17 protein-coding genes are annotated in these 17,680 nt (G+C 64.4%); 12 read left to right on the forward strand and 5 right to left on the reverse strand.

Features of this window, described 5'->3' with window-relative positions; genetic code table 11:
* The first annotated feature begins 256 nt into the window (after window positions 1-256).
* The 5 genes from RQH62_RS10705 to RQH62_RS10725 all read left to right on the forward strand — a co-directional run bounded on the left by RQH62_RS10705 (window position 257) and on the right by RQH62_RS10725 (window position 4,497).
* On the forward strand, window positions 257-1,507 hold the full coding sequence (locus RQH62_RS10705) for a putative DNA modification/repair radical SAM protein (RefSeq protein ID WP_311268739.1): 1,251 nt from the start codon (window positions 257-259) through the stop codon (window positions 1,505-1,507).
* 79 nt (window positions 1,508-1,586) lie between these two features.
* Window positions 1,587-1,934, forward strand: a complete 348-nt coding sequence (locus tag RQH62_RS10710) for a hypothetical protein (protein WP_311268740.1) — start codon at window positions 1,587-1,589, stop codon at window positions 1,932-1,934.
* Window positions 1,935-2,012: 78 nt separating this feature from the next.
* On the forward strand, window positions 2,013-2,483 hold the full coding sequence (locus RQH62_RS10715) for a hemerythrin domain-containing protein (RefSeq protein WP_311268741.1): 471 nt from the start codon (window positions 2,013-2,015) through the stop codon (window positions 2,481-2,483).
* Between the two features lie 28 nt (window positions 2,484-2,511).
* Window positions 2,512-3,918 carry a UdgX family uracil-DNA binding protein gene (locus RQH62_RS10720; protein WP_311268742.1) on the forward strand — a complete coding sequence of 469 codons (1,407 nt, stop codon included), beginning with the start codon at window positions 2,512-2,514 and terminating at the stop codon, window positions 3,916-3,918.
* 207 nt (window positions 3,919-4,125) lie between these two features.
* A complete protein-coding gene (locus tag RQH62_RS10725; RefSeq protein WP_311268743.1) occupies window positions 4,126-4,497 on the forward strand; it encodes a hypothetical protein in 372 nt (123 codons plus the stop codon).
* 173 nt (window positions 4,498-4,670) lie between these two features.
* Here RQH62_RS10725 and RQH62_RS10730 read toward each other — a convergent pair whose 3' ends face one another.
* Window positions 4,671-5,228, reverse strand: coding sequence for an outer membrane beta-barrel protein (locus tag RQH62_RS10730; RefSeq protein ID WP_311268744.1), 558 nt, complete (start codon window positions 5,226-5,228; stop codon window positions 4,671-4,673).
* 314 nt (window positions 5,229-5,542) lie between these two features.
* On the opposite strand from RQH62_RS10730, the gene RQH62_RS10735 reads away from it, so the two are divergent.
* Both RQH62_RS10735 and RQH62_RS10740 read left to right on the forward strand, forming a co-directional pair.
* Window positions 5,543-6,265, forward strand: coding sequence for a peptidase (locus tag RQH62_RS10735; protein ID WP_311268745.1), 723 nt, complete (start codon window positions 5,543-5,545; stop codon window positions 6,263-6,265).
* Window positions 6,265-6,948: a hypothetical protein gene (locus RQH62_RS10740; RefSeq protein ID WP_311268746.1), complete on the forward strand. Its 684-nt coding sequence runs from the start codon at window positions 6,265-6,267 to the stop codon at window positions 6,946-6,948. Before RQH62_RS10735 ends, RQH62_RS10740 begins: the two co-directional genes overlap by 1 nt.
* Before the next feature lie 362 nt (window positions 6,949-7,310).
* On the opposite strand, the gene RQH62_RS10745 is transcribed toward RQH62_RS10740, so the two are convergent.
* Window positions 7,311-7,763, reverse strand: a complete 453-nt coding sequence (locus tag RQH62_RS10745; RefSeq protein WP_311268747.1) for a peptidylprolyl isomerase — start codon at window positions 7,761-7,763, stop codon at window positions 7,311-7,313.
* 168 nt (window positions 7,764-7,931) lie between these two features.
* On the opposite strand from RQH62_RS10745, the gene mgtE reads away from it, so the two are divergent.
* Window positions 7,932-9,374 (forward strand): magnesium transporter, encoded by a 1,443-nt coding sequence (mgtE, locus tag RQH62_RS10750; RefSeq protein WP_311268748.1) that lies wholly within the window; start codon window positions 7,932-7,934, stop codon window positions 9,372-9,374.
* 22 nt (window positions 9,375-9,396) lie between these two features.
* Entirely contained in the window at window positions 9,397-9,795 is a 399-nt protein-coding gene (locus tag RQH62_RS10755; protein ID WP_311268749.1) for a DUF1489 domain-containing protein, read from the forward strand.
* 115 nt (window positions 9,796-9,910) lie between these two features.
* Here the strand turns inward: RQH62_RS10755 and ppc are convergent, their stop codons facing one another.
* Entirely contained in the window at window positions 9,911-12,625 is a 2,715-nt protein-coding gene (ppc, locus tag RQH62_RS10760) for a phosphoenolpyruvate carboxylase (RefSeq protein ID WP_311268750.1), read from the reverse strand.
* Between the two features lie 53 nt (window positions 12,626-12,678).
* Here ppc and RQH62_RS10765 point away from each other — a divergent pair, with 53 nt between their 5' ends.
* From RQH62_RS10765 to RQH62_RS10775, 3 genes are all read left to right on the forward strand, one after another.
* Window positions 12,679-12,939, forward strand: a complete 261-nt coding sequence (locus RQH62_RS10765) for a hypothetical protein (RefSeq protein WP_311268751.1) — start codon at window positions 12,679-12,681, stop codon at window positions 12,937-12,939.
* 86 nt (window positions 12,940-13,025) lie between these two features.
* The gene (locus tag RQH62_RS10770; protein ID WP_311268752.1) at window positions 13,026-14,474 is read left to right on the forward strand and encodes a helicase HerA domain-containing protein; all 1,449 of its coding nucleotides are present in this window, start codon (window positions 13,026-13,028) and stop codon (window positions 14,472-14,474) included.
* On the forward strand, window positions 14,474-14,932 hold the full coding sequence (locus RQH62_RS10775) for a low molecular weight protein-tyrosine-phosphatase (protein ID WP_311268753.1): 459 nt from the start codon (window positions 14,474-14,476) through the stop codon (window positions 14,930-14,932). The genes RQH62_RS10770 and RQH62_RS10775 overlap by 1 nt, the downstream gene beginning before the upstream one ends.
* 118 nt (window positions 14,933-15,050) lie before the next feature.
* On the opposite strand, the gene RQH62_RS10780 is transcribed toward RQH62_RS10775, so the two are convergent.
* Together RQH62_RS10780 and RQH62_RS10785 are read right to left on the reverse strand one after the other, a co-directional pair.
* Window positions 15,051-16,064: a substrate-binding domain-containing protein gene (locus tag RQH62_RS10780; RefSeq protein ID WP_311268754.1), complete on the reverse strand. Its 1,014-nt coding sequence runs from the start codon at window positions 16,062-16,064 to the stop codon at window positions 15,051-15,053.
* Between the two features lie 9 nt (window positions 16,065-16,073).
* Window positions 16,074-17,411, reverse strand: a complete 1,338-nt coding sequence (locus RQH62_RS10785; RefSeq protein ID WP_311268755.1) for an MFS transporter — start codon at window positions 17,409-17,411, stop codon at window positions 16,074-16,076.
* Window positions 17,412-17,680: the final 269 nt, after the last annotated feature.

The raw sequence follows: 17,680 nt of genomic DNA on the forward strand, positions 1-17,680 counted from the left end.
AGACGGACAGTCCTTCTCCCTTGGGGGAGAAGGATATGTAGCCTTGCCGCATAGCGGCTAGGCGGAGTTGGATGAGGGGGATTAACGCGAAACCCGTGCATCAATGCAACCTCCCTTCCCCCTCACCCAGCTTCGACTAAAGCAGCAAGCTGCCAAGTCTCCGCAACCCTGAGAGGGATATGGTTGCTCCTGTCCCTTGGTGCAGTTCTTGATCGAGATTGTGGACAGGTGGCCATATCGAACATATCAGGAACGAATGGCGCAGTTATCCACCCGTCAGAAGTTAGAGATATTGGCCGATGCGGCCAAATATGATGCCTCCTGCGCGTCGTCCGGCACGGCCAAGCGGGACAGCCGCGACGGCAAGGGCATCGGATCGACCGAGGGGATGGGCATATGCCATGCCTATGCGCCCGATGGCCGCTGCATATCGCTGCTGAAGATATTGCTGACCAACAGCTGCATTTTCGATTGCCATTATTGCATCAACCGCCGGTCGAGCGATGTGCGGCGCGCGCGCTTTACCGCACAGGAGGTGGTGGAGCTGACGCTCAACTTCTATCGCCGCAATTATATCGAGGGGCTATTCCTCTCGTCGGGGATCATCGCGTCGTCCGATTATACGATGGAGCAGATGGTCGAGGTCGCCCGATCGCTGCGCGAGGATCATGATTTTCGCGGCTATATCCATTTGAAGACGATCCCCGATGCCGACCCGGAATTGCTGCGGCTGGCAGGACTTTATGCGGACCGGTTGTCCATCAACGTTGAATTGCCGACCGAAACGGGCCTGCAACGGCTGGCTCCGGAAAAGGACGGCAAGCGGATCGAAGGGGCGATGGGGCAGCTGCGCAATGGCATCGAGGACGGCCATGATGCACGGCGCAAATATAAGAGCGCGCCGCGTTTCGCGCCCGCCGGTCAGTCGACGCAGATGATCGTGGGCGCTGACGCCGCCGACGATCGGGCGATCATCGCGAAGGCCAGCAGCCTCTATGACCGGCATAAATTGCGCCGAGTCTATTATAGCGCCTTTTCGCCTATCCCCTCGCCCAGCGCGGTGCTGCCGCTCAAGCGCCCGCCGCTAATGCGGGAGCATCGGCTGTATCAGTCGGACTGGATGATCCGCTTCTACGGCTATGATGCGCGAGAGATTGCGGCGGCGACCGATGCGACGACGGGCTGCCTGCCGCTGGACATCGATCCGAAGCTCGCCTGGGCGCTCAACCATCGCGCTGCTTTCCCGGTGGATGTGAACCGGGCGCCGCGCGAGGCCCTGCTGCGGGTGCCGGGGCTGGGCGTGAAGGCGGTGGATCGCATCCTGATGAGCCGTCGCCATCGGCGATTGCGGCTGGAGGACGTCGCGCGGCTGACGACGTCGATCAGGAAATTGCGGCCGTTCCTCGTCACGGCGGACTGGCGGCCGGTGGCGCTGACCGACCGGGCCGACCTGCGCGCCCGTCTCGCGCCGCCCGCGAAACAGCTGGATTTGTTCACATCACTGTAATTTTGGCCCCATTTTTCTATTGATCGCGCGCGCTACACATGAAATTCTGTCGCCAGGGTCACAAAAGGAGAATGGGGTCTTGGCGACCGCAATCGGCAATCGCGCGCAGGGTAGAGGTTTCGCCAAGCGCATCAGCTCGCATCTGGCTGCTGCCCTGGTCGTCTTCTGCCTTGCCCAGATCTTCATCGTCGCCAAGATGGGCGGCTCGCTCGTCCTGCACCTTGGCATCATCGTCGCCATCGGCGGCTATGGCATCGCCGCGCGCGGGCTGGAACGGCGCTGGCAGATGCTGGAACAGGGCGGCCTGTCGCAAGGCGGCATGGCGCTGCGCTTCCGCCGCGACGTGTTGCAGCTCTGGGGCGCCAGCATCCTCGGTGCGCTGCTGTGGATTCCTGTGGCGATCATCTTCCGCTTCCTGTTCGGCTGATCCTTCGGAGCCAATTGCCGCGGCCGGAGCCAATTGCCGCGGCCGTCGTTCTTCCTTCTCGCACGAGGAGGAACATCCATGGCCGACGCTACTATTTTCGACCGCCTGAAACAGGATCACGACGCCCATCGCCAGCTGTTCGCCAAAATGGCGGAGGCCGAGCGCGAGAAGGACGAGGACCGGCTGGAAAAGCTGTTCGAGCAATTCACTGTCGAAGTGTCTGCCCATGCTGCGGCGGAAGAGGAGTCGCTCTACGCGACCATGCTGGCGCAGCCGGACCTGCGCGAGGATGCACAGCACAGCGTGTCGGAACACAAGGAAATCGACGATTATCTGGAGGAACTGGCCGACCTGAAATTCAACGGCGAGGCGTGGCGGAAGAAATTCGCCGAAATGAAGAAGCGCTATCTCCATCATATCGACGAGGAAGAGGAAGAGATGTTCCCCGACGCCGCCAAGGCGCTGTCGGCAGCCGAGGAAGAGCGGCTGGGCAAGCTGTTCGCCAGGCGCAAGCCGGCCGAACTGGAGCGGGCGCAGGCCGAGGATTGATCCGCCCGCCGGTGCGTGACGGGGCCAGATGTACCGCATTGCGCTGACCGCACCGGACGATTTCGACGGCTGGCGCGCGGCGGCGCGGCAGCTGGCGCTGGCGGGCGTCGATCCGGCGGATATCGTGTGGCAGGTCGGCGAGCACAGCGTCGACCTGTTCGGCGATACGCCGCTGCCGGCCGAGCGGCCCGGTGCGGGCTTTGCCGTGCCGCGCGCTTTTGTCGATCTGGCCGAGAAGGCGATCCTCCATAGCGAACCGGCGCGCTTTGCCTTGCTTTATGCGCTGCTATGCCGGTTGCGCGCGCGGCCGGGGCTGATGGAGGACAAGGCCGATCCGCTGCTGCGCCGGGTGGACATGCTGGCCAAGGCGGTGCGCCGCGATATCCACAAGATGCGCGCCTTCGTGCGCTTCCGCGAAATGGCGGATGCGCAGGGCGAACGCTTCGTCGCCTGGTTCGAGCCGGAGCATCATATCGTCCGCGCCAATGCCGGCTTCTTCATCCGCCGCTTCGCCGCGATGCGCTGGTCGATCCTGACGCCGGAGATCAGCATCCATTGGGATGGCGCAACATTGACGCAAGGGCCGGGCGCGCAGCGGGGCGATGCGCCCGACGGCGATCCGGTCGAGGCACTATGGAAGGGCTATTATGCCGCGATCTTCAACCCGGCGCGGCTCAAGACCGGGGCGATGCTGTCCGAAATGCCGAAAAAATATTGGCGCAACCTGCCCGAAGCCGCGCTGATTCCGGACCTGATCGCCGGGGCGCAGGCGCGGGAAGCGGCGATGATCGCGACTGCGCCATTGCCGGAGAAAGCCCCGAAAAGGCAGGGTGATGTCGCGACCGTCTGGGCGACGATCCGGGGCAAGGCGATGGGCTGCACCCGCTGTCCGCTCCACCGCGATGCGACGCAGATGGTGTTTGGCGAAGGGCCACTGGACGCGTCGCTCATGCTGATCGGCGAGCAGCCGGGCGATCAGGAGGATCTGGCGGGTCGGCCCTTCGTCGGGCCGGCGGGTCAGTTGCTGGACCGTGCGCTGGCGCAGGCGGGGGTGGACCGGTCCCGCGCCTATGTCACCAACGCGGTCAAGCATTTCAAATTTGAGCGGCAAGGCAAGCGGCGGTTGCACCAGTCGCCCGACGCGGGCGAGATCGAGGCGTGCCGCTGGTGGCTGGGGCAGGAGATCGACCTCATCCGGCCGCGCATCATCGTCGCGCTGGGCGCCAGCGCGGCGCGGGCGATGCTGGGCAAGGCGGTGACGATCGGCCGCGCGCGGGGTGCGGCGATCGCGCTGGAGGACGGCGCGGAGGGATGGGTGACGGTGCATCCCAGCTATTTGTTGCGTCTGCCCGATGCGGAGAGGCAGGCGGCGGAGCAGGCACGGTTCGTGGATGACCTGCGGGTGGTGGCCGAGCGGGTGAACGCGCTGGGGTGAGTTTGTGGTGACAAGTGGCGAACGCCCCTATTCCAATCGTCATCCCCGCGAAGGCGGGGATCCATCTCCCCAGCGTTGTACCTCACGCAAGGTCAGGAGATGGGTTCCCGCCTTCGCGGGAATGACGAAAAGGGGTGGGTGGCGGACTGTCGGGTTTCGGTTTAACAGGGGTAGATAGCAGACATTCGTCGTGCCAGATTGCGCCCCATGGAATCTCGGACCGAAAAGCTACCCAAGGGTCGAAGCTATCCACTTCGTCCATCCATCCTTTCCGCTGCGGTCGAAGCGAGCGGCATCCTTATCCCAGTTCAACTCACGCGATGGGACAGGGGAGATTTTGTATTCGAAGCGAGTTTCATGCCAAATGGTTTTGTTAAGCTGGCAGAGCATGAATTGTTTTGGGTTTGTTGTCGGGCAGTTCCTTCAAGCGGCGCCAAGGAAGCAAGGACAGTAATCGAACAGCAGGCAATTCCGCAATTCATTGAATGGGCGAAGAGCATCGACAAACTGGACGCCACATCGACAGTTCGGCGTGAAAGCCAGACGTTCCGGTTTCCGGTAGAAGGCGTTGCTTCCTAAACGACAAAAACTGGTCGTTTTCAGACGCCCATCCCGCGCAAAATCGGGGGAATGCGGAACGGTTGCAGTCCTAAAAACCGTTCCGCACCCCAAACTCCTGCATCAAGAGGAACAGGAGGTTGACCGTAGGACGGAGCGGATCGCGCGGACCCGCCCCGTTCAACTATGCTCGATCAGAATTTCGCGACGACACCCGCCATCGGGCGGATTGAGCGGAAATTGCCCATCGTGTCGGCCTGGACGCGCAGGCGGATGTTGCTGCTCTGGGCCGATCCGCCCATGTCGGCGGGCGACAATTCGACGCCGGCGCCATAGGTGGTGCCATGGAAGTCGGGGCTGTCGGGACCAAGCGCGTCGAAATTGACCCACTTATAGCCGACCTTGCCGAAGATCAGGCTGTCCTTGCCCGCCTTCACGCCGGCGCGGCCCGCCACGCCATATTCCCAGTCGATATCGCCCGACACGCCCTTGGACGCGGTGCCTTCGACGCCGACGACGATGGGGCCGGCGACATTGTAATTCACGCCGGCGACGCCTTCGACCATGCGGCCCTTATAGCCGACGGGCGGAATGCCTTCCTTACCGGTTTCGCTGTCGAAATTATGCACGCCGCCCATCACGCCGACATAGGGTTCGATGCGACGGGTGGAGGAACCGGCATCGTCCTGGGCCATGGCAGCGGCAGGGAACAGGAACGCGGCGGCGGCTGCCGAAAAAAGCAGTGTCTTCATGGGTATGACCCTTTTTCTGTTGTGGATTTTATGCGGCGGTGTGGACCCGCCGGGCCGATGCGAGCGCTCAAAGCGGCTGCTGTCGACAGGGGGGATAATCGCCGGCCCGGACGGAAGGTTTCCTGAACGATTCCGAAAAGAGCAGCAAAAGGCGATTATGTGACGGAAAGAACACGCTTTCTGTCACCCGGATGAACAAAAGCCGGTTTTTCTGAACCTGCGATAAACGCTGGCGAAGAAAGGCTAATCCATTCACAACCAATTCAAGCGGGCCGCGTTACGCCTGACAGAAGATGAAGATGAGGAGAAAGGCGATGACGGGCATCCGACATCGGTTTCTGGCTGTGATCGGGCTGGCGGGCGCGCTGGCATTGGGCGGTTGCGCCTATGACGACGGTTATGGCTATGGCGGCGTGAACGTGGGCAGCGGCTATTATGGCGGCGGTGGCTATTATGGCGACGGCTATTATGGGCCGTCGGGCTATTATCAGCCCGGCCTCTATGGCGGCTGGTACGACAATTATTATTATCCGGGCAGCGGCTATTATGTCTATGACCGCGGCGGCCGGCGCCACCGCTGGAATGATGGCCAGCGCCGCTATTGGGAAGGCCGCCGGGGCGACCGCCGCGGTGATGACCGCTGGCGGGATCGGGACCGCGACGGCAACTGGCGGGACAGGGATCGCGATGGCCGGCCGGGCAACTGGACACGACCGCCGCGCCCGCCACAAGGCACCGGCAACTTCGACGGAAATGTGGGCCGCGACCGCAGCCCCGGCGACTGGGCGCGCGACCGCAACTGGAACCGCGACCGCAATCCGGGCCAGGGCGGCGACCGCAACCGCTGGCGCGGCAATGACGGACGCCGGGACGGCGCGCGTCCCACGCCGCAGCCGGGTCTGCGCCAGCCGCAGGCGCGCCCGCAGCCCCGACCCAGCCGCCCGCAGATGAGCCAGCCGCGCCCGCAGCGCAGCTGGAACAGCCCGGCGCGATCAGGCGGTGGACGCGAGCCGGCGGGCCGGGTACGTCCTGACTGATGCGGGCCTATAAGACGACCATGTTTCTGCTGCCCCTCCTGCTCGTCGCGGCCTGCGACGGGCGGGAGGAGAGCGCGATCGACAATCTGGCCAATGGCGCCAACGCGGCGCAACTGGGCAATAATGTCCGGGCCGAAGCCATGGCCCTGATGGAGCCGCTGAACCCGCCCGAGCCGGGCACGCCCGGCGGCCTGCCGATCGACCCCGAACCGATCGTGGAAGGCTCCATTACCCCCGACAGCGCGCAGGGCGCGGCGCAGGTGGTGCAGGGCTATTATGGCCTGCTGGAGGAAAAGCGCTTTGTCGACGCGCAGGATCTGTGGGACCAGAGCGGCGCGATCGGATCGCAGGATGACGCGCATTTCGCGGCACGCTTTCGGGGCTTCAGCGAGATTCATGCCAATATCGGCGCGCCATCCGAGCCAGTGACGGAACCGGAAGGAACCGCGAGCCATGTCACCGTACCGGTGCAGGTCTATGGCCGCATCGCCGCCAACGGCAAGCCCTGGCATGTGCTGCGGCAGGTGCTGCTGCGCCGGGTCGAGGATGCGCCGGAGGACAAGGCGGAACAGCGACGCTGGCATATCGAGTCGATCGGCGCCTATGTCCCCTCCCCGGACGCGCAGGCTGCAGCGCCGGCCCATGCCATTTCGATGACGGACGGCATGGCGAAAAAGCCGTAGCCCCCATTCACGCAGGGGGCCCATCAAGCGCCACGTCATCCTGAACCTGGTTCAGGATCCATTGCGCCTCCATGCCCTTTTCGTCTCGGGGGAAAGATGGATGCTGAGCCGCAGGCCAGCGCAGCTAAACAAGTTCAGCATGACGATGGAATAAAGCGAGCCACAAAATGGGATTATTGGCTCGCCAAACCGCTTCATACAAAAAAGGGCGCCCGGTCATGCAACCGGGCGCCCTTTTGCTGTCCGTTCAGGCCGTGCTTTAGAGCAGTTTCCGATCCGATTGCATCGGCCCGGCTGCTCTAAATTTTCGGCTTACCGCGTTTTCCGAGTCAGCAGGTGATTCCACCTGCTTAGAAAACGCTTTAAGCGACGGTCGCCTTGACGATCTTGCCCGGCGTGCGCGGCGGCTCGCCCTTGGGCAGGGCGTCGACATGCTCCATGCCCGACGTCACTTCACCCCAGACGGTGTACTGGCCGTCGAGGAAGGTGGCGTCGTCGAAGCAGATGAAGAACTGGCTGTTGGCGCTGTTCGGGTTGGACGAACGGGCCATCGAGCAGACGCCGCGGACATGGGGTTCGCGGCTGAATTCGGCCTTGATGTCGGGCAGCTTCGATCCGCCCATGCCGGTGCCGGTCGGATCGCCGCCCTGCGCCATGAAGCCGGCGATGACGCGGTGGAAGACCACACCGTCATAAAAGCCGTCCTTGGCCAGCGTCGTGATGCGCTCGACATGGCCGGGGGCGAGGTCGGGGCGCAGCTTGATGACGACGTCGCCGCCGCTGTCGAGGGTGAATGTAAGCGTTTCGTCGGCCATGAGGCTACCTCTCGTGGTTGAAGGAGTGATGCCCCCATATAGAGGCTTCAAAAGGGGATGGAAGTTTCTTGTGGAGAAGCCGCGCAACCGGCCCGATCCCCATTGCAATTCGATGGTGCATAAGCGAAAGCAGCCCAATGTTACAGGAACCGGACAGTAGGGGGCGCCATGAGCGAGCGCGGCGATCCAGCCGACCCCCTGTTGCATGGGGACGAAACTGACGAAGACATCATCCTGGAACAGGCCGAGACGGGCCTGGACGAGGATGACCGGCTGAAGCCTGAATTTCTGTCCGCCGTGCTGGACGCGGTGGAGGACGGCGACAGCGAGACGGCGCGCGACCTGGTATCGCCGCTGCACCCCGCCGACATTGCCGACCTTCTGGAACTGACGCCGTCGGAGCAGCGCGCCGATGTCGCCGCCGCGCTGGGCGATCTGGTCGGCGCGGAAGTTCTGTCCGAACTCAATGATTATGTCCGCGACGACCTGATCGGGGCGCTGGCGCCTGAGCAGGTCGCGGAGTTCGCCGCCGAACTCGATACCGACGACGCCGTCGCCATCATCGAGGATATGGAGGAAGCCGACCAGCAGGCCGTGCTGGAGGCGATGGAGCCGGAAGATCGCGCCGCGATCGAATCCGCCCTCTCCTACCCGGAAGAATCCGCCGGTCGCCTGATGCAGCGCGATCTGGTCGCGGTGCCCGAACATATGACGGTCGGTCAGGTGATCGACTATCTGCGCGACAATGCCGACCTGACCCGCGATTTCTGGGAAATCTACGTCGTTGACGCGGCGCATCGGCCGATCGGCTATTGCCAGCTCAGCTGGATACTCACCTGCCCGCGCGGCATATCCATGGCCGACCTGATGAAGCGCGAACAGACGCTGATCCCGGTCGACATGGATCAGGAAGAGGTCGCGCTGCGCTTCCAGAAATATGCGCTGATCTCCGCCGCCGTGGTCGATACGGCGGGCCGGCTGGTCGGCATGATCACGGTCGATGACGTCGTCCACATCATTTCCGAGGAAGCGGGCGAGGATATTTTGCGCCTGTCGGGTGCGGGCGAAGGCGACATCAACGAGCCGGTGATGGACAGCTATCGCGCGCGCGTGCGCTGGCTGCTGACCAACCTCGTCACCGCGCTGGTCGCGTCCACCATCATCGGCATATTCGAAGGGACGATCCAGAAGATGGTGGCGCTCGCCACGCTGATGCCGATCGTCGCAGGGGTCGGCGGCAATGCCGGCAGCCAGACCATGGCCGTCACCGTGCGCGCGCTCGCCACCAACCAGATCACCGGGTCCAACGCCCGCCGCACCATCGTTCGCGAAATCCGCGTGGCTTTGCTCAACGGCGTGACTGTGGCGCTGGTGCTGGGGCTGGGGGTCGCGCTCGTCTTCCAGAATATGCCGCTGGGCGGGGTGATTGCCGCCGCGATGGTGACCAATATCGTGACGGCAGGGCTGGCCGGAGCGGCGGTGCCGCTGGCGTTCGACCGGCTCAATCTCGACCCGGCGGTCGCCTCCTCCATCTTCGTGACGATGATCACAGATTCGATGGGCTTCCTCGCTTTCCTAGGCCTCGCCACGGCGGCGGGATTGACCGGCTGATAACAGCGCCCATCTAAGCCCCATGCCGCTGCACATGACCAAGATCGCCTTTGGCGCCGAAAGCCCCGCCACCCTACGTGCATGGCTGGAAAGCCATGCGGGCGAGGCGCGGACCACTACCCGTTACCTGCCCAAGCGGGTGGAGGAGATGGCGGGCGGATCGCTCTTCTGGATTCACGGCCATATGCTGGTGGGGCGCAGCCCGATCATCGGGTTCGAAGAGACGGGACAGGGCCGCTACTGGATCAGGCTGGAGCCGAAACTGATCCCGGTGCGCGCCAAGCCCAAGCGCGCGCATCAGGGCTGGCGCTATCTGGAGGACAAGGACGCCCCGGCCGACCTGAACGGGGGCGAGGCCGACGATCTCGACGCGATGCCGCCCGCGCTGATGAGCGAATTGACGAAATTGGGGTTGGTTTAGAACCCCATCCGTCATCCCAGCGTAGGCTGGGATCTCCCTTTTCTTTGCCCGGTCGTAGCGGTTGAAGAAAGAGGGATGCCAGCCTTCGCTGGGATGACGGTGATCAGGAGAAATCCTACCCGCTGTTCCGCAGCGCCGTGGCGATCGCGTTGATCGACAGTTCGATGCCTTCCTTGATCCGTGCATCATCCTCGCCCGCGCGGTGGCGTTTCAGCAGTTCGACCTGCAACAGGTTGAGCGGCTCGATATAGGGCAAACGCAGGCGGATGGATTCGTCGAGCGCCGGGTTCTTTTCCAGCAAGCGCGACTGGCCGGTCGCGGCCAGCAGCCCGTCATGCGCCTGTTGCCAGCCGCTGCGGATGCGGCCGAAGATCGCCTCGCCCGCCGCCTGATCCTCGACCAGCGGCAGATAGCGTGCGGCGATGCCGAGGTCCGATTTGGCCAGCACCATTTCCAGATTCGCGAGCGCGGATTGCAGGAAGGACCAATGCTGCCCCATATCGGCCAGCAGCGCCTTGTCCTCGAACGCGGACAGCGCCTGCCCCACGCCATACCAGCCGGGCAGCATGACCCGCGCCTGCGCCCAGCTGAATACCCAGGGGATGGCACGCAGATCCTCGATCGCGTTGCTCTTGGTCCGGCTGGCCGGGCGTGAGCCGATCTTGAGGCCGGAAATTTCCTGAATCGGAGTCAGCTGGCGGAAAAATTCCTTGAAGCCGTCCGTCCCGTAGACGAGGTCGCGATAAGCGGCGAAGGCGTTCTTGGACAGCTCGTCCATCGCCGCGCTGAACCGGGCGGCGTCGCGGTCGGAAATGCCCTCCGGTTCCAGACTGGCGAGCAGGGTCGCGCTGGTCATCGCCTCCAAATTGGTCATGGCGACGTCGCGCGTGCCGAATTTGGCGGCGATCACCTCGCCCTGTTCGGTGATGCGAATGCGGCCCTGCACGCTGCCGCGCGGCTGCGCCTGAATCGCCTTGAAGGCGGAGCCGCCGCCGCGCCCAACCGCGCCGCCACGCCCGTGGAACAGCTGCATTGCCGCGCCAGCCTCGGCAAAGACCGGCTCCAGCGCCTGACTGGCCTTGTACAGGCTCCAGGTGGAGGTGATGTAGCCGCCATCCTTGTTGCTGTCGGAGTAGCCGATCATCACTTCCTGATGGCCGCGATCCTTCACCACGCCGGCGATTTCGGGCAGGCCGAAATAGGCGGTCATGATGCTGGGCGCGGCTTCGAGGTCGGCGATGGTTTCGAACAGGGGGATCGCCATGATCGCGGCCTGCGGCGGCGCGCCGTCCGTGCCCGCCTGCCACAGGCCGGCTTCCTTGAGCAGGATGTTCACCTCCAGCAGGTCCGACACGCTTTCGGCCTTGGAAATGATATAATGGGTGATGCTCTGCGGCCCATAGGTGCGGTGCGCCTGCGCCGCAGCATGGACGATCGCCAGTTCCGACGTCGTTTCCTCCGAATAAGCGGAGAAGCGCCCGCCCAGCGGCCGGTTGTTCGCCAGTTCCCGCCGCAGCAGCGCGATGCGGGCATATTCGTCGAGCGCGAGATAGTCGGCCTCCACCCCCGCGACCTTCAGCAATTCGGCCACGACCCGCTCATGCACGGCACTGTTCTGGCGCATGTCGAGCGTGGCGAGATGGAAGCCGAACGTCTCGACCGCGCGAATCAGCCGGCCGAGCGCGCCGCCGGTCGACAATGCACCGTCGCCCTCGCTCGCCAGCCCCTGCGCGACGACGACCAGATCATGGCGCAGGTCGCCCGGCGTGGCATAGGCCTTGCCCTTCAGCGCGGAAGGGCGCGGCGGCGCTTTACCGACCAAGGCGGCATAGGTGGCGGCGAGCCGCGCATAAATGCCCGACAGCGCCCGGCGATAGGGTTCGTCCAGCCGGCTGGGCGACGCGTCGCCGCTGGCCTCCGCCAGATCCAGCACGGCTTGCGGCACATGGGCCAGTTCGGTCGAGAGCGACAGTTCGGCGCCCAGTCCGTGGATACCCTCCATATAGAAGGCCAGCGCCGCATCGCAGCCGCGCCCCAGCGCCGAGCGCAGCTGGTCCGCCTGCACGAAGGGATTGCCGTCGCGGTCGCCGCCGATCCAGTTGCCCACGCGCAGGAAGCTGTGCGGCCGCGCGCCGAGCACCCGTTCCCAACGCGCATAAAGCGCGGGCAGCACCGGCAGGAAGACGTCGCGAAAATAGGTCAGGACATTGTCGATTTCGTCCTGCACGAACAATTTTTCGCGGCGCAACGGGCGCGTCTGCCACAGCAAAGCGATCTGTCGGAAAATCGCTTCGTCCAGCTGTTCGCCCTCGTCGGTTTCGGTGCGGCCGGCATCCTTGAGCTGCATCAGGTCGGCGATGCGATTCTTGTGATCGATCATGCTCTTGCGCCGCACCTCGGTCGGGTGGGCGGTCAGGACTGGCACGATCAGACTGCGCGACAACAGGTCCAGCACGGCGTCGCGATCGACCCCATGGGCGGCGAGCCGCTCGACGGCGGAGGCAACGTCCGCGCCCGGCTCCGCCGCCACGCCCTGCCGATCCTCAGCCAGATTGGCGAGCATCGAGAAGAGCATGAAACCACGGGTGAAATTCAGCGTGTCGTCGAGGTTCAGCGCATCCAACCCGGTGTCGGTCAGGTCCGCACCCTGCAATCCGCGCGCCCGGTCGACCGAGGCGGAGCGGATATATTCGGTCTGCTTGTAGAGTTTCTCGCCACCATAAGCGCGAATGACGTCGCCGAGCAGCCGCCCGAGATAGCGGATATCGGGATTCTGCGTGATCGCAGGGGCGGCCTGCGCCGCGGGCGTGGCGGGTGCTGTTCTCTCCATAATGCGCTGATGCTGCACCGCAACAATGGGATGGTCAAGGGGAGGATGAATGGATGCCCTGTTTGAAGGAGAGATTAGACAATGTCGGTGCCTCCGGGCATCATCAGGACATGATGATCCTCTCCATTATGGCCTGGGCCGGGATGCTGTTTGTGGGTTGGCAAATATATGCCGGATTACGAAGCGGTATCATGACTCCCATCATCAGCATGGGCGCAAAGCCGGTTTCCTCGACGGAGGGCGGCAAATATCGGCTGATAGTTGCATATAACTTCATGATATTATTTTGTTTTATTTTATACCTATTTGGATAGAGCAGTGTTCATGACAGCTTGCCATGGCCGCGATCCCCTATCGTGATGGGCTTGCACTCCCCCACCCCCTGCGCCAAAGACGCTTCGTGACCGCCAGCATCAGCATAGGAACCGATCATCACGGCAAGGACGTGCTGGTCGATGTCGAGGAATTGCTCGCCACCCGTCTGCTCGTTCAGGGCAATTCCGGGTCGGGCAAGTCGCATCTGTTGCGCCGCCTGCTGGAGGAAAGCGCGCCGATGGTGCAGCAGGTGGTGATCGACCCGGAGGGCGATTTCGTGACGCTGGCCGATCAATATGGCCATGTGGTGATCGACGCGGGCGACTATAATGAGCGCGAGATCGTCAAGATGGCGACGCGCATCCGCGAACATCGCGCCTCGGTCGTCCTCAGCCTCGAATCGCTGGAGCTGGAGGCGCAGATGAAATGCGCCGCATCCTTCCTGTCCACCCTGTTCGATGCGCCGCGCGACCATTGGTATCCCGCGCTGGTGGTGGTGGACGAGGCGCAGATGTTCGCACCCGTCTCCGCCGGCGATGTGTCGGACGAAGCACGGCGGCTAAGTTTGGCCGCCATGACCAACCTCATGTGCCGTGGCCGCAAGCGTGGCCTGGCCGGCGTGATCGCGACCCAGCGGCTGGCGAAACTGGCGAAGAATGTCGCGGCCGAAGCGTCCAACTTCCTGATGGGCCGCACCTTTCTGGATATCGACATGGCGCGCGCCGCCGACCTGCTGGGCATGGAGCGTCGGCAGGCAGAGCAGATTCGCGATCTGGAGCGCGGACGGTTCCTGGGCCTTGGCCCGGCCATCGCGCGGCGGCCAGTGGCGGTGAAGATCGGCACGGTGAAGACCGGTACGCGCGGCGGCACCCACAAGCTGATGCCGCCCCCGGTGACGACCGGCGGCGATTTTCAGGAAATGCTGTTCGCCAAGGTCGAGGAAGAGGCGCTGCCGCCGCCCCCGCCCCGCCCCGAACCGCCGGTTCGCCCGGCCGAGGATATCATGCGCGCGCTGGCCGATACGCCGTCGGCCAAGCCCGCCGCGCCGGAACTGGATTTCGGAGAGAATGAGCCGGTCGTCATCGCCGTTCTGGAGGATATCGTCGCGGATCTTGGCGATGCCGCGCCCAGCGTGTCGGCGCTCTATCAGGATTTCGGCGTGCGCTGCCGGATGAAGGGGCTGAAGCGATCGCCGCTCGACCTGCCCGCCTTCCGCAAGCGCTTCGCCATGGCGCAGGCGGGCATGGCCGATGCCGACGACCCGCGCTGGCAGGATGCGATCCGCGCCGCCGAGCCGGTGCCGGAGGATATGCTGGCCCCCTTCCTGCTGATCGCGCGGGCGGCGCTGGACGGGCAGCCCTGCCCCGACGATGCGTTGCTGGGTCGCGCCTATGGCACCAGTTCGCCGGGCCGCGTCCGCCGCCTGATCGACTATATGGAGAAGTTGGGCGTCATCGTCGCGCGCACCGATTTTTCGGGCAAGCGGTCGATCGGCGTGCCGGGGCTGGGCCTCTCGACGGCGGCAGCGGACTGATGGCGACGCCTTCGGTCCTCTTCGTCTGTCTCGGCAATATCTGCCGGTCGCCGCTGGCCGAAGCGGCACTGCGGGCGGAGGCTGAGAAGGCCGGCTTCGATATCCTCGTGGACTCCGCCGGCACCGGCGACTGGCATATCGGCAGCCCGCCCGATCCACGCGCGCAGGCGGTGGCGCGGCGCCATGGCATCGACATCAGTGGCTATGCCGGGCGGCAGGTGACGGCGGAGGATTTCCGCCGCTTCACCCATGTGTTCGCGCTGGATGCGGACAATCTCAAAAATCTGCGGCGCATTCGCCCGTCGGACGGCACGGCAGAGTTGCGCCTGCTGATGGACATGGTGCCGGGGCGCGAGGGGACAAGCGTGATCGATCCCTATTTTGGCGACGATGCCGGGTTCGACCTGACCTGGGACGATGTGACCCGTGCCGCCAGGGCGATCGTCGCAAACCTCTGAAATAAGAACCGTTCGCCCTGAGCCCGTCGAAGGGCTATTCTTTTTTCCAAGCCCGTGATGAAGAAGAGCGGAGCTTCGACAAGCTCAGCCCGAACGGGGTTGTTTGGACGCAAACAACTCAGGACGATTCCCGCACCACCAGTTCCGGCGCGATCTGGAACGATCCGGCATCTTCGCCGCCGATCCGGCGGAACAGCAGGTCGACCAGATGATGCGCGCCCGCTTCTATATCCTGACGGATGGTGGTGAGCGGCGGACGGGCGAGCCGAGCCAGCGGAATATCGTCGAAGCCGACGATCGACAGGTCGCGCGGCACATGCAGCCCCTGCTGCTCGGCGGCGGCGATCAGGCTCATCGCGACCACATCGGACGCGGCGAAAATGCCGTCGGGCCGGTTGCCCGCCGCGAACCAGTCGCGCGCGGCCTCCTCGCTCGCTTCAGGCGTCACCGGACTGGGAACCAGCGCCACGTCGTCGCGCAGTTCCGGCGGCAGGCCGGCGAGGAAACCGGCATGCCGCGCGGCAAATTCGGGCACGCCGACATCGCCGAAAAAGGCGAGTCTGCGCCGGCCGCGATCGACCAGATGCTGCGCCGCCAGCCGCCCGCCGGCGACATTGTCCGTTCCTACGGTCGTGGGACCGTCACCGGGCGCCTGCTCGCCCCAGACCAGCAGCGGCCGGTATTTTGCGGCAGCGCTGGCGAGCACCGCGCCCTGATCCGACTGGCCAATGACGATGACGCCATCGGTGCGGCCGGTACGGATGAAGGTGTCGAGCCAGTCGTCCCGGCCCGGTAGTACACGCGACAGCAGCATATCATAGCCGCGATCGGTGAGTGCGTCGGCCAGATAGCCAAGCATGGTGAGGAAGAAGGGATCGGACAATTGCTGGCCGCGCGCATGGCCCAGCGGCATCAAAACGGCGACCGCGCCGGTGCGCCCCAGCCGCAAATTCTGTGCGGCGACGTTCAGGCGGAAACCATGGCGATCGGCCAGCGCCTGAATCCGTTCGCGCGTGCCCTTGTTGAGCGCGCCCTTGCCGGTCAGCGCCCGCGACACGGTGGACACGGACACGCCCGCCAGACGCGCCAGATCGGCGATGCTCTTGAGCGGTCCGGAACCCTGATCGTCCATGGCCGCAGACTAGGCCAAATCCGGGGCTTTCACAATATTTTGCGGATGAACCCTGACCAGCAGCGTCGCCGCCCCGGCGCACAGCATCATGACGCCCGCCAGCAGGATCAGGTTGCGCGGATCGCCGCCCAGCAGCGGGCGATAGACAAGCGGCACGACCAGCGTTTCCGCCAGCATGGGCAGGACGATGAACATATTGAAAATGCCCATGTAAATGCCGGTCCGCTCCGGTGGGATCGCGCCCGACAGCAGGACATAGGGATTGCCCATCATGCTGGCCCAGCCGATGCCGATGCCGATCATCAGCGCGAACAGCATGGCCGTATCGCGCGCCTGCGGGATGGCGATCATCGCCGCGCCCGACAGCGCGACCGACAGGGCATGGAGATTGCGCACCCCGATCCGACGGCTGAGTGGCATCATCGCAAAGGCAGCCACACAGGCAATGACATTGTAAAGCGCGCCCGCCTGCCCCGCCAGCAACACCGCCTGACGAAAGCCGGCGCTGGCCGGATCGGCAGTGCCCAGCAGCGACCGGGCCAGCGCGAAGGCAATATATTGCCAATAGGCGAACATCGCGAACCACTGGAACGCCATCGACAGGGCCAGTTGGCGCATCGGCAGCGGCATGTCCCGCACCGCCGCCCCGAAATCGCGCAGCGCGGTACGCAGCGACAGCGGCTCCGCCTGCATATGCGCAACCTCTGCGGTGGAAAGCGGCAGTTCGCGTACCCGCAGCACCGACCAGAGAATAGTGGAAAGCGACACCACCGCCCCGATCAGGAAGGCGATGCGGGTGATGTTCGGTATGCCGTTGGCATCGACCAGATCGGCGTCTGCCCCCCACCAGACCAGCAGCGAGGGTGCGAGATAGGACAATGTCTGGGCGAGGCCGGTAAAGGCGCTTTGCGTCAGGAAGCCGACGGTGCGCTGCCGTTCGTTCAGCCGGTCGCTGACATAGGCGCGATAGGGTTCCATGGTGATATTATTGGCCGCGTCGAGCATCCAGAGCAGGCTGGCCGCAAACCACAAGGTCGGGCTGTAGGGCATCGCCAGCAGGCCGATGCTGCACAGGATCGCGCCGAGCAGGAAATAGGGCGTGCGGCGGCCCCATTGGCTGACCGTGCGGTCGCTCATCGCGCCGACGATCGGCTGGACCAGCAGGCCCGTCACCGGCCCGGCCAGCCAGAGCAAGGGCAGGCTCGCCTCATCCGCGCCCAGATAGCGATAGATCGGCCCCATATTCGCCTGTTGCAGACCAAAGGAGAATTGGATGCCGAGGAAGCCGAGATTCATCTCGACGATGCGCGACAACCGCATGATCGGCCTGTTGCCCGCATTGTCCATGCTCGTCCCCTCTCTTTGTCTCTCTTTTATCCACAGGGACACCGATGCGCCATCCTGTTCCCCAGCCATCTTGACGCGCGCGGTCAGGTCTGTAGCTTCCTTGCACCCTATTCTCAGCCGGTTGGAGCGCACCTATGCGCATGGTCCAGTTGCTGATTGACGCGGTGCCCGATGCCGGACCGTCCTCGTCCGGCCGCCCGCCCTTATGCCTATCGCCTGCCCGTCATTCCCTGCGGAGTGGTCGATGACAGTCATAACAGGGGGAGAGG

This window comes from Sphingobium sp. WCS2017Hpa-17 (genome assembly GCF_031843765.1).
GTDB lineage: Bacteria > Pseudomonadota > Alphaproteobacteria > Sphingomonadales > Sphingomonadaceae > Sphingobium.

What these genes read in the sequence shown, in the direction of transcription:
- RQH62_RS10705 (WP_311268739.1), top strand. Translation starts at nt 257, where the DNA reads ATGGCGCAGTTATCCACCCGTCAGAAGTTAGAGATATTGGCCGATGCG.
- RQH62_RS10715 (WP_311268741.1), top strand. Translation starts at nt 2,013, where the DNA reads ATGGCCGACGCTACTATTTTCGACCGCCTGAAACAGGATCACGACGCC.
- RQH62_RS10720 (WP_311268742.1), top strand. Translation starts at nt 2,512, where the DNA reads ATGTACCGCATTGCGCTGACCGCACCGGACGATTTCGACGGCTGGCGC.
- RQH62_RS10725 (WP_311268743.1), top strand. Translation starts at nt 4,126, where the DNA reads ATGGAATCTCGGACCGAAAAGCTACCCAAGGGTCGAAGCTATCCACTT.
- RQH62_RS10730 (WP_311268744.1), bottom strand. Translation starts at nt 5,228, where the DNA reads ATGAAGACACTGCTTTTTTCGGCAGCCGCCGCCGCGTTCCTGTTCCCT.
- RQH62_RS10735 (WP_311268745.1), top strand. Translation starts at nt 5,543, where the DNA reads ATGACGGGCATCCGACATCGGTTTCTGGCTGTGATCGGGCTGGCGGGC.
- RQH62_RS10740 (WP_311268746.1), top strand. Translation starts at nt 6,265, where the DNA reads ATGCGGGCCTATAAGACGACCATGTTTCTGCTGCCCCTCCTGCTCGTC.
- RQH62_RS10745 (WP_311268747.1), bottom strand. Translation starts at nt 7,763, where the DNA reads ATGGCCGACGAAACGCTTACATTCACCCTCGACAGCGGCGGCGACGTC.
- mgtE (WP_311268748.1), top strand. Translation starts at nt 7,932, where the DNA reads ATGAGCGAGCGCGGCGATCCAGCCGACCCCCTGTTGCATGGGGACGAA.
- RQH62_RS10755 (WP_311268749.1), top strand. Translation starts at nt 9,397, where the DNA reads ATGCCGCTGCACATGACCAAGATCGCCTTTGGCGCCGAAAGCCCCGCC.
- ppc (WP_311268750.1), bottom strand. Translation starts at nt 12,625, where the DNA reads ATGGAGAGAACAGCACCCGCCACGCCCGCGGCGCAGGCCGCCCCTGCG.
- RQH62_RS10765 (WP_311268751.1), top strand. Translation starts at nt 12,679, where the DNA reads ATGCCCTGTTTGAAGGAGAGATTAGACAATGTCGGTGCCTCCGGGCAT.
- RQH62_RS10775 (WP_311268753.1), top strand. Translation starts at nt 14,474, where the DNA reads ATGGCGACGCCTTCGGTCCTCTTCGTCTGTCTCGGCAATATCTGCCGG.
- RQH62_RS10780 (WP_311268754.1), bottom strand. Translation starts at nt 16,064, where the DNA reads ATGGACGATCAGGGTTCCGGACCGCTCAAGAGCATCGCCGATCTGGCG.
- RQH62_RS10785 (WP_311268755.1), bottom strand. Translation starts at nt 17,411, where the DNA reads ATGGACAATGCGGGCAACAGGCCGATCATGCGGTTGTCGCGCATCGTC.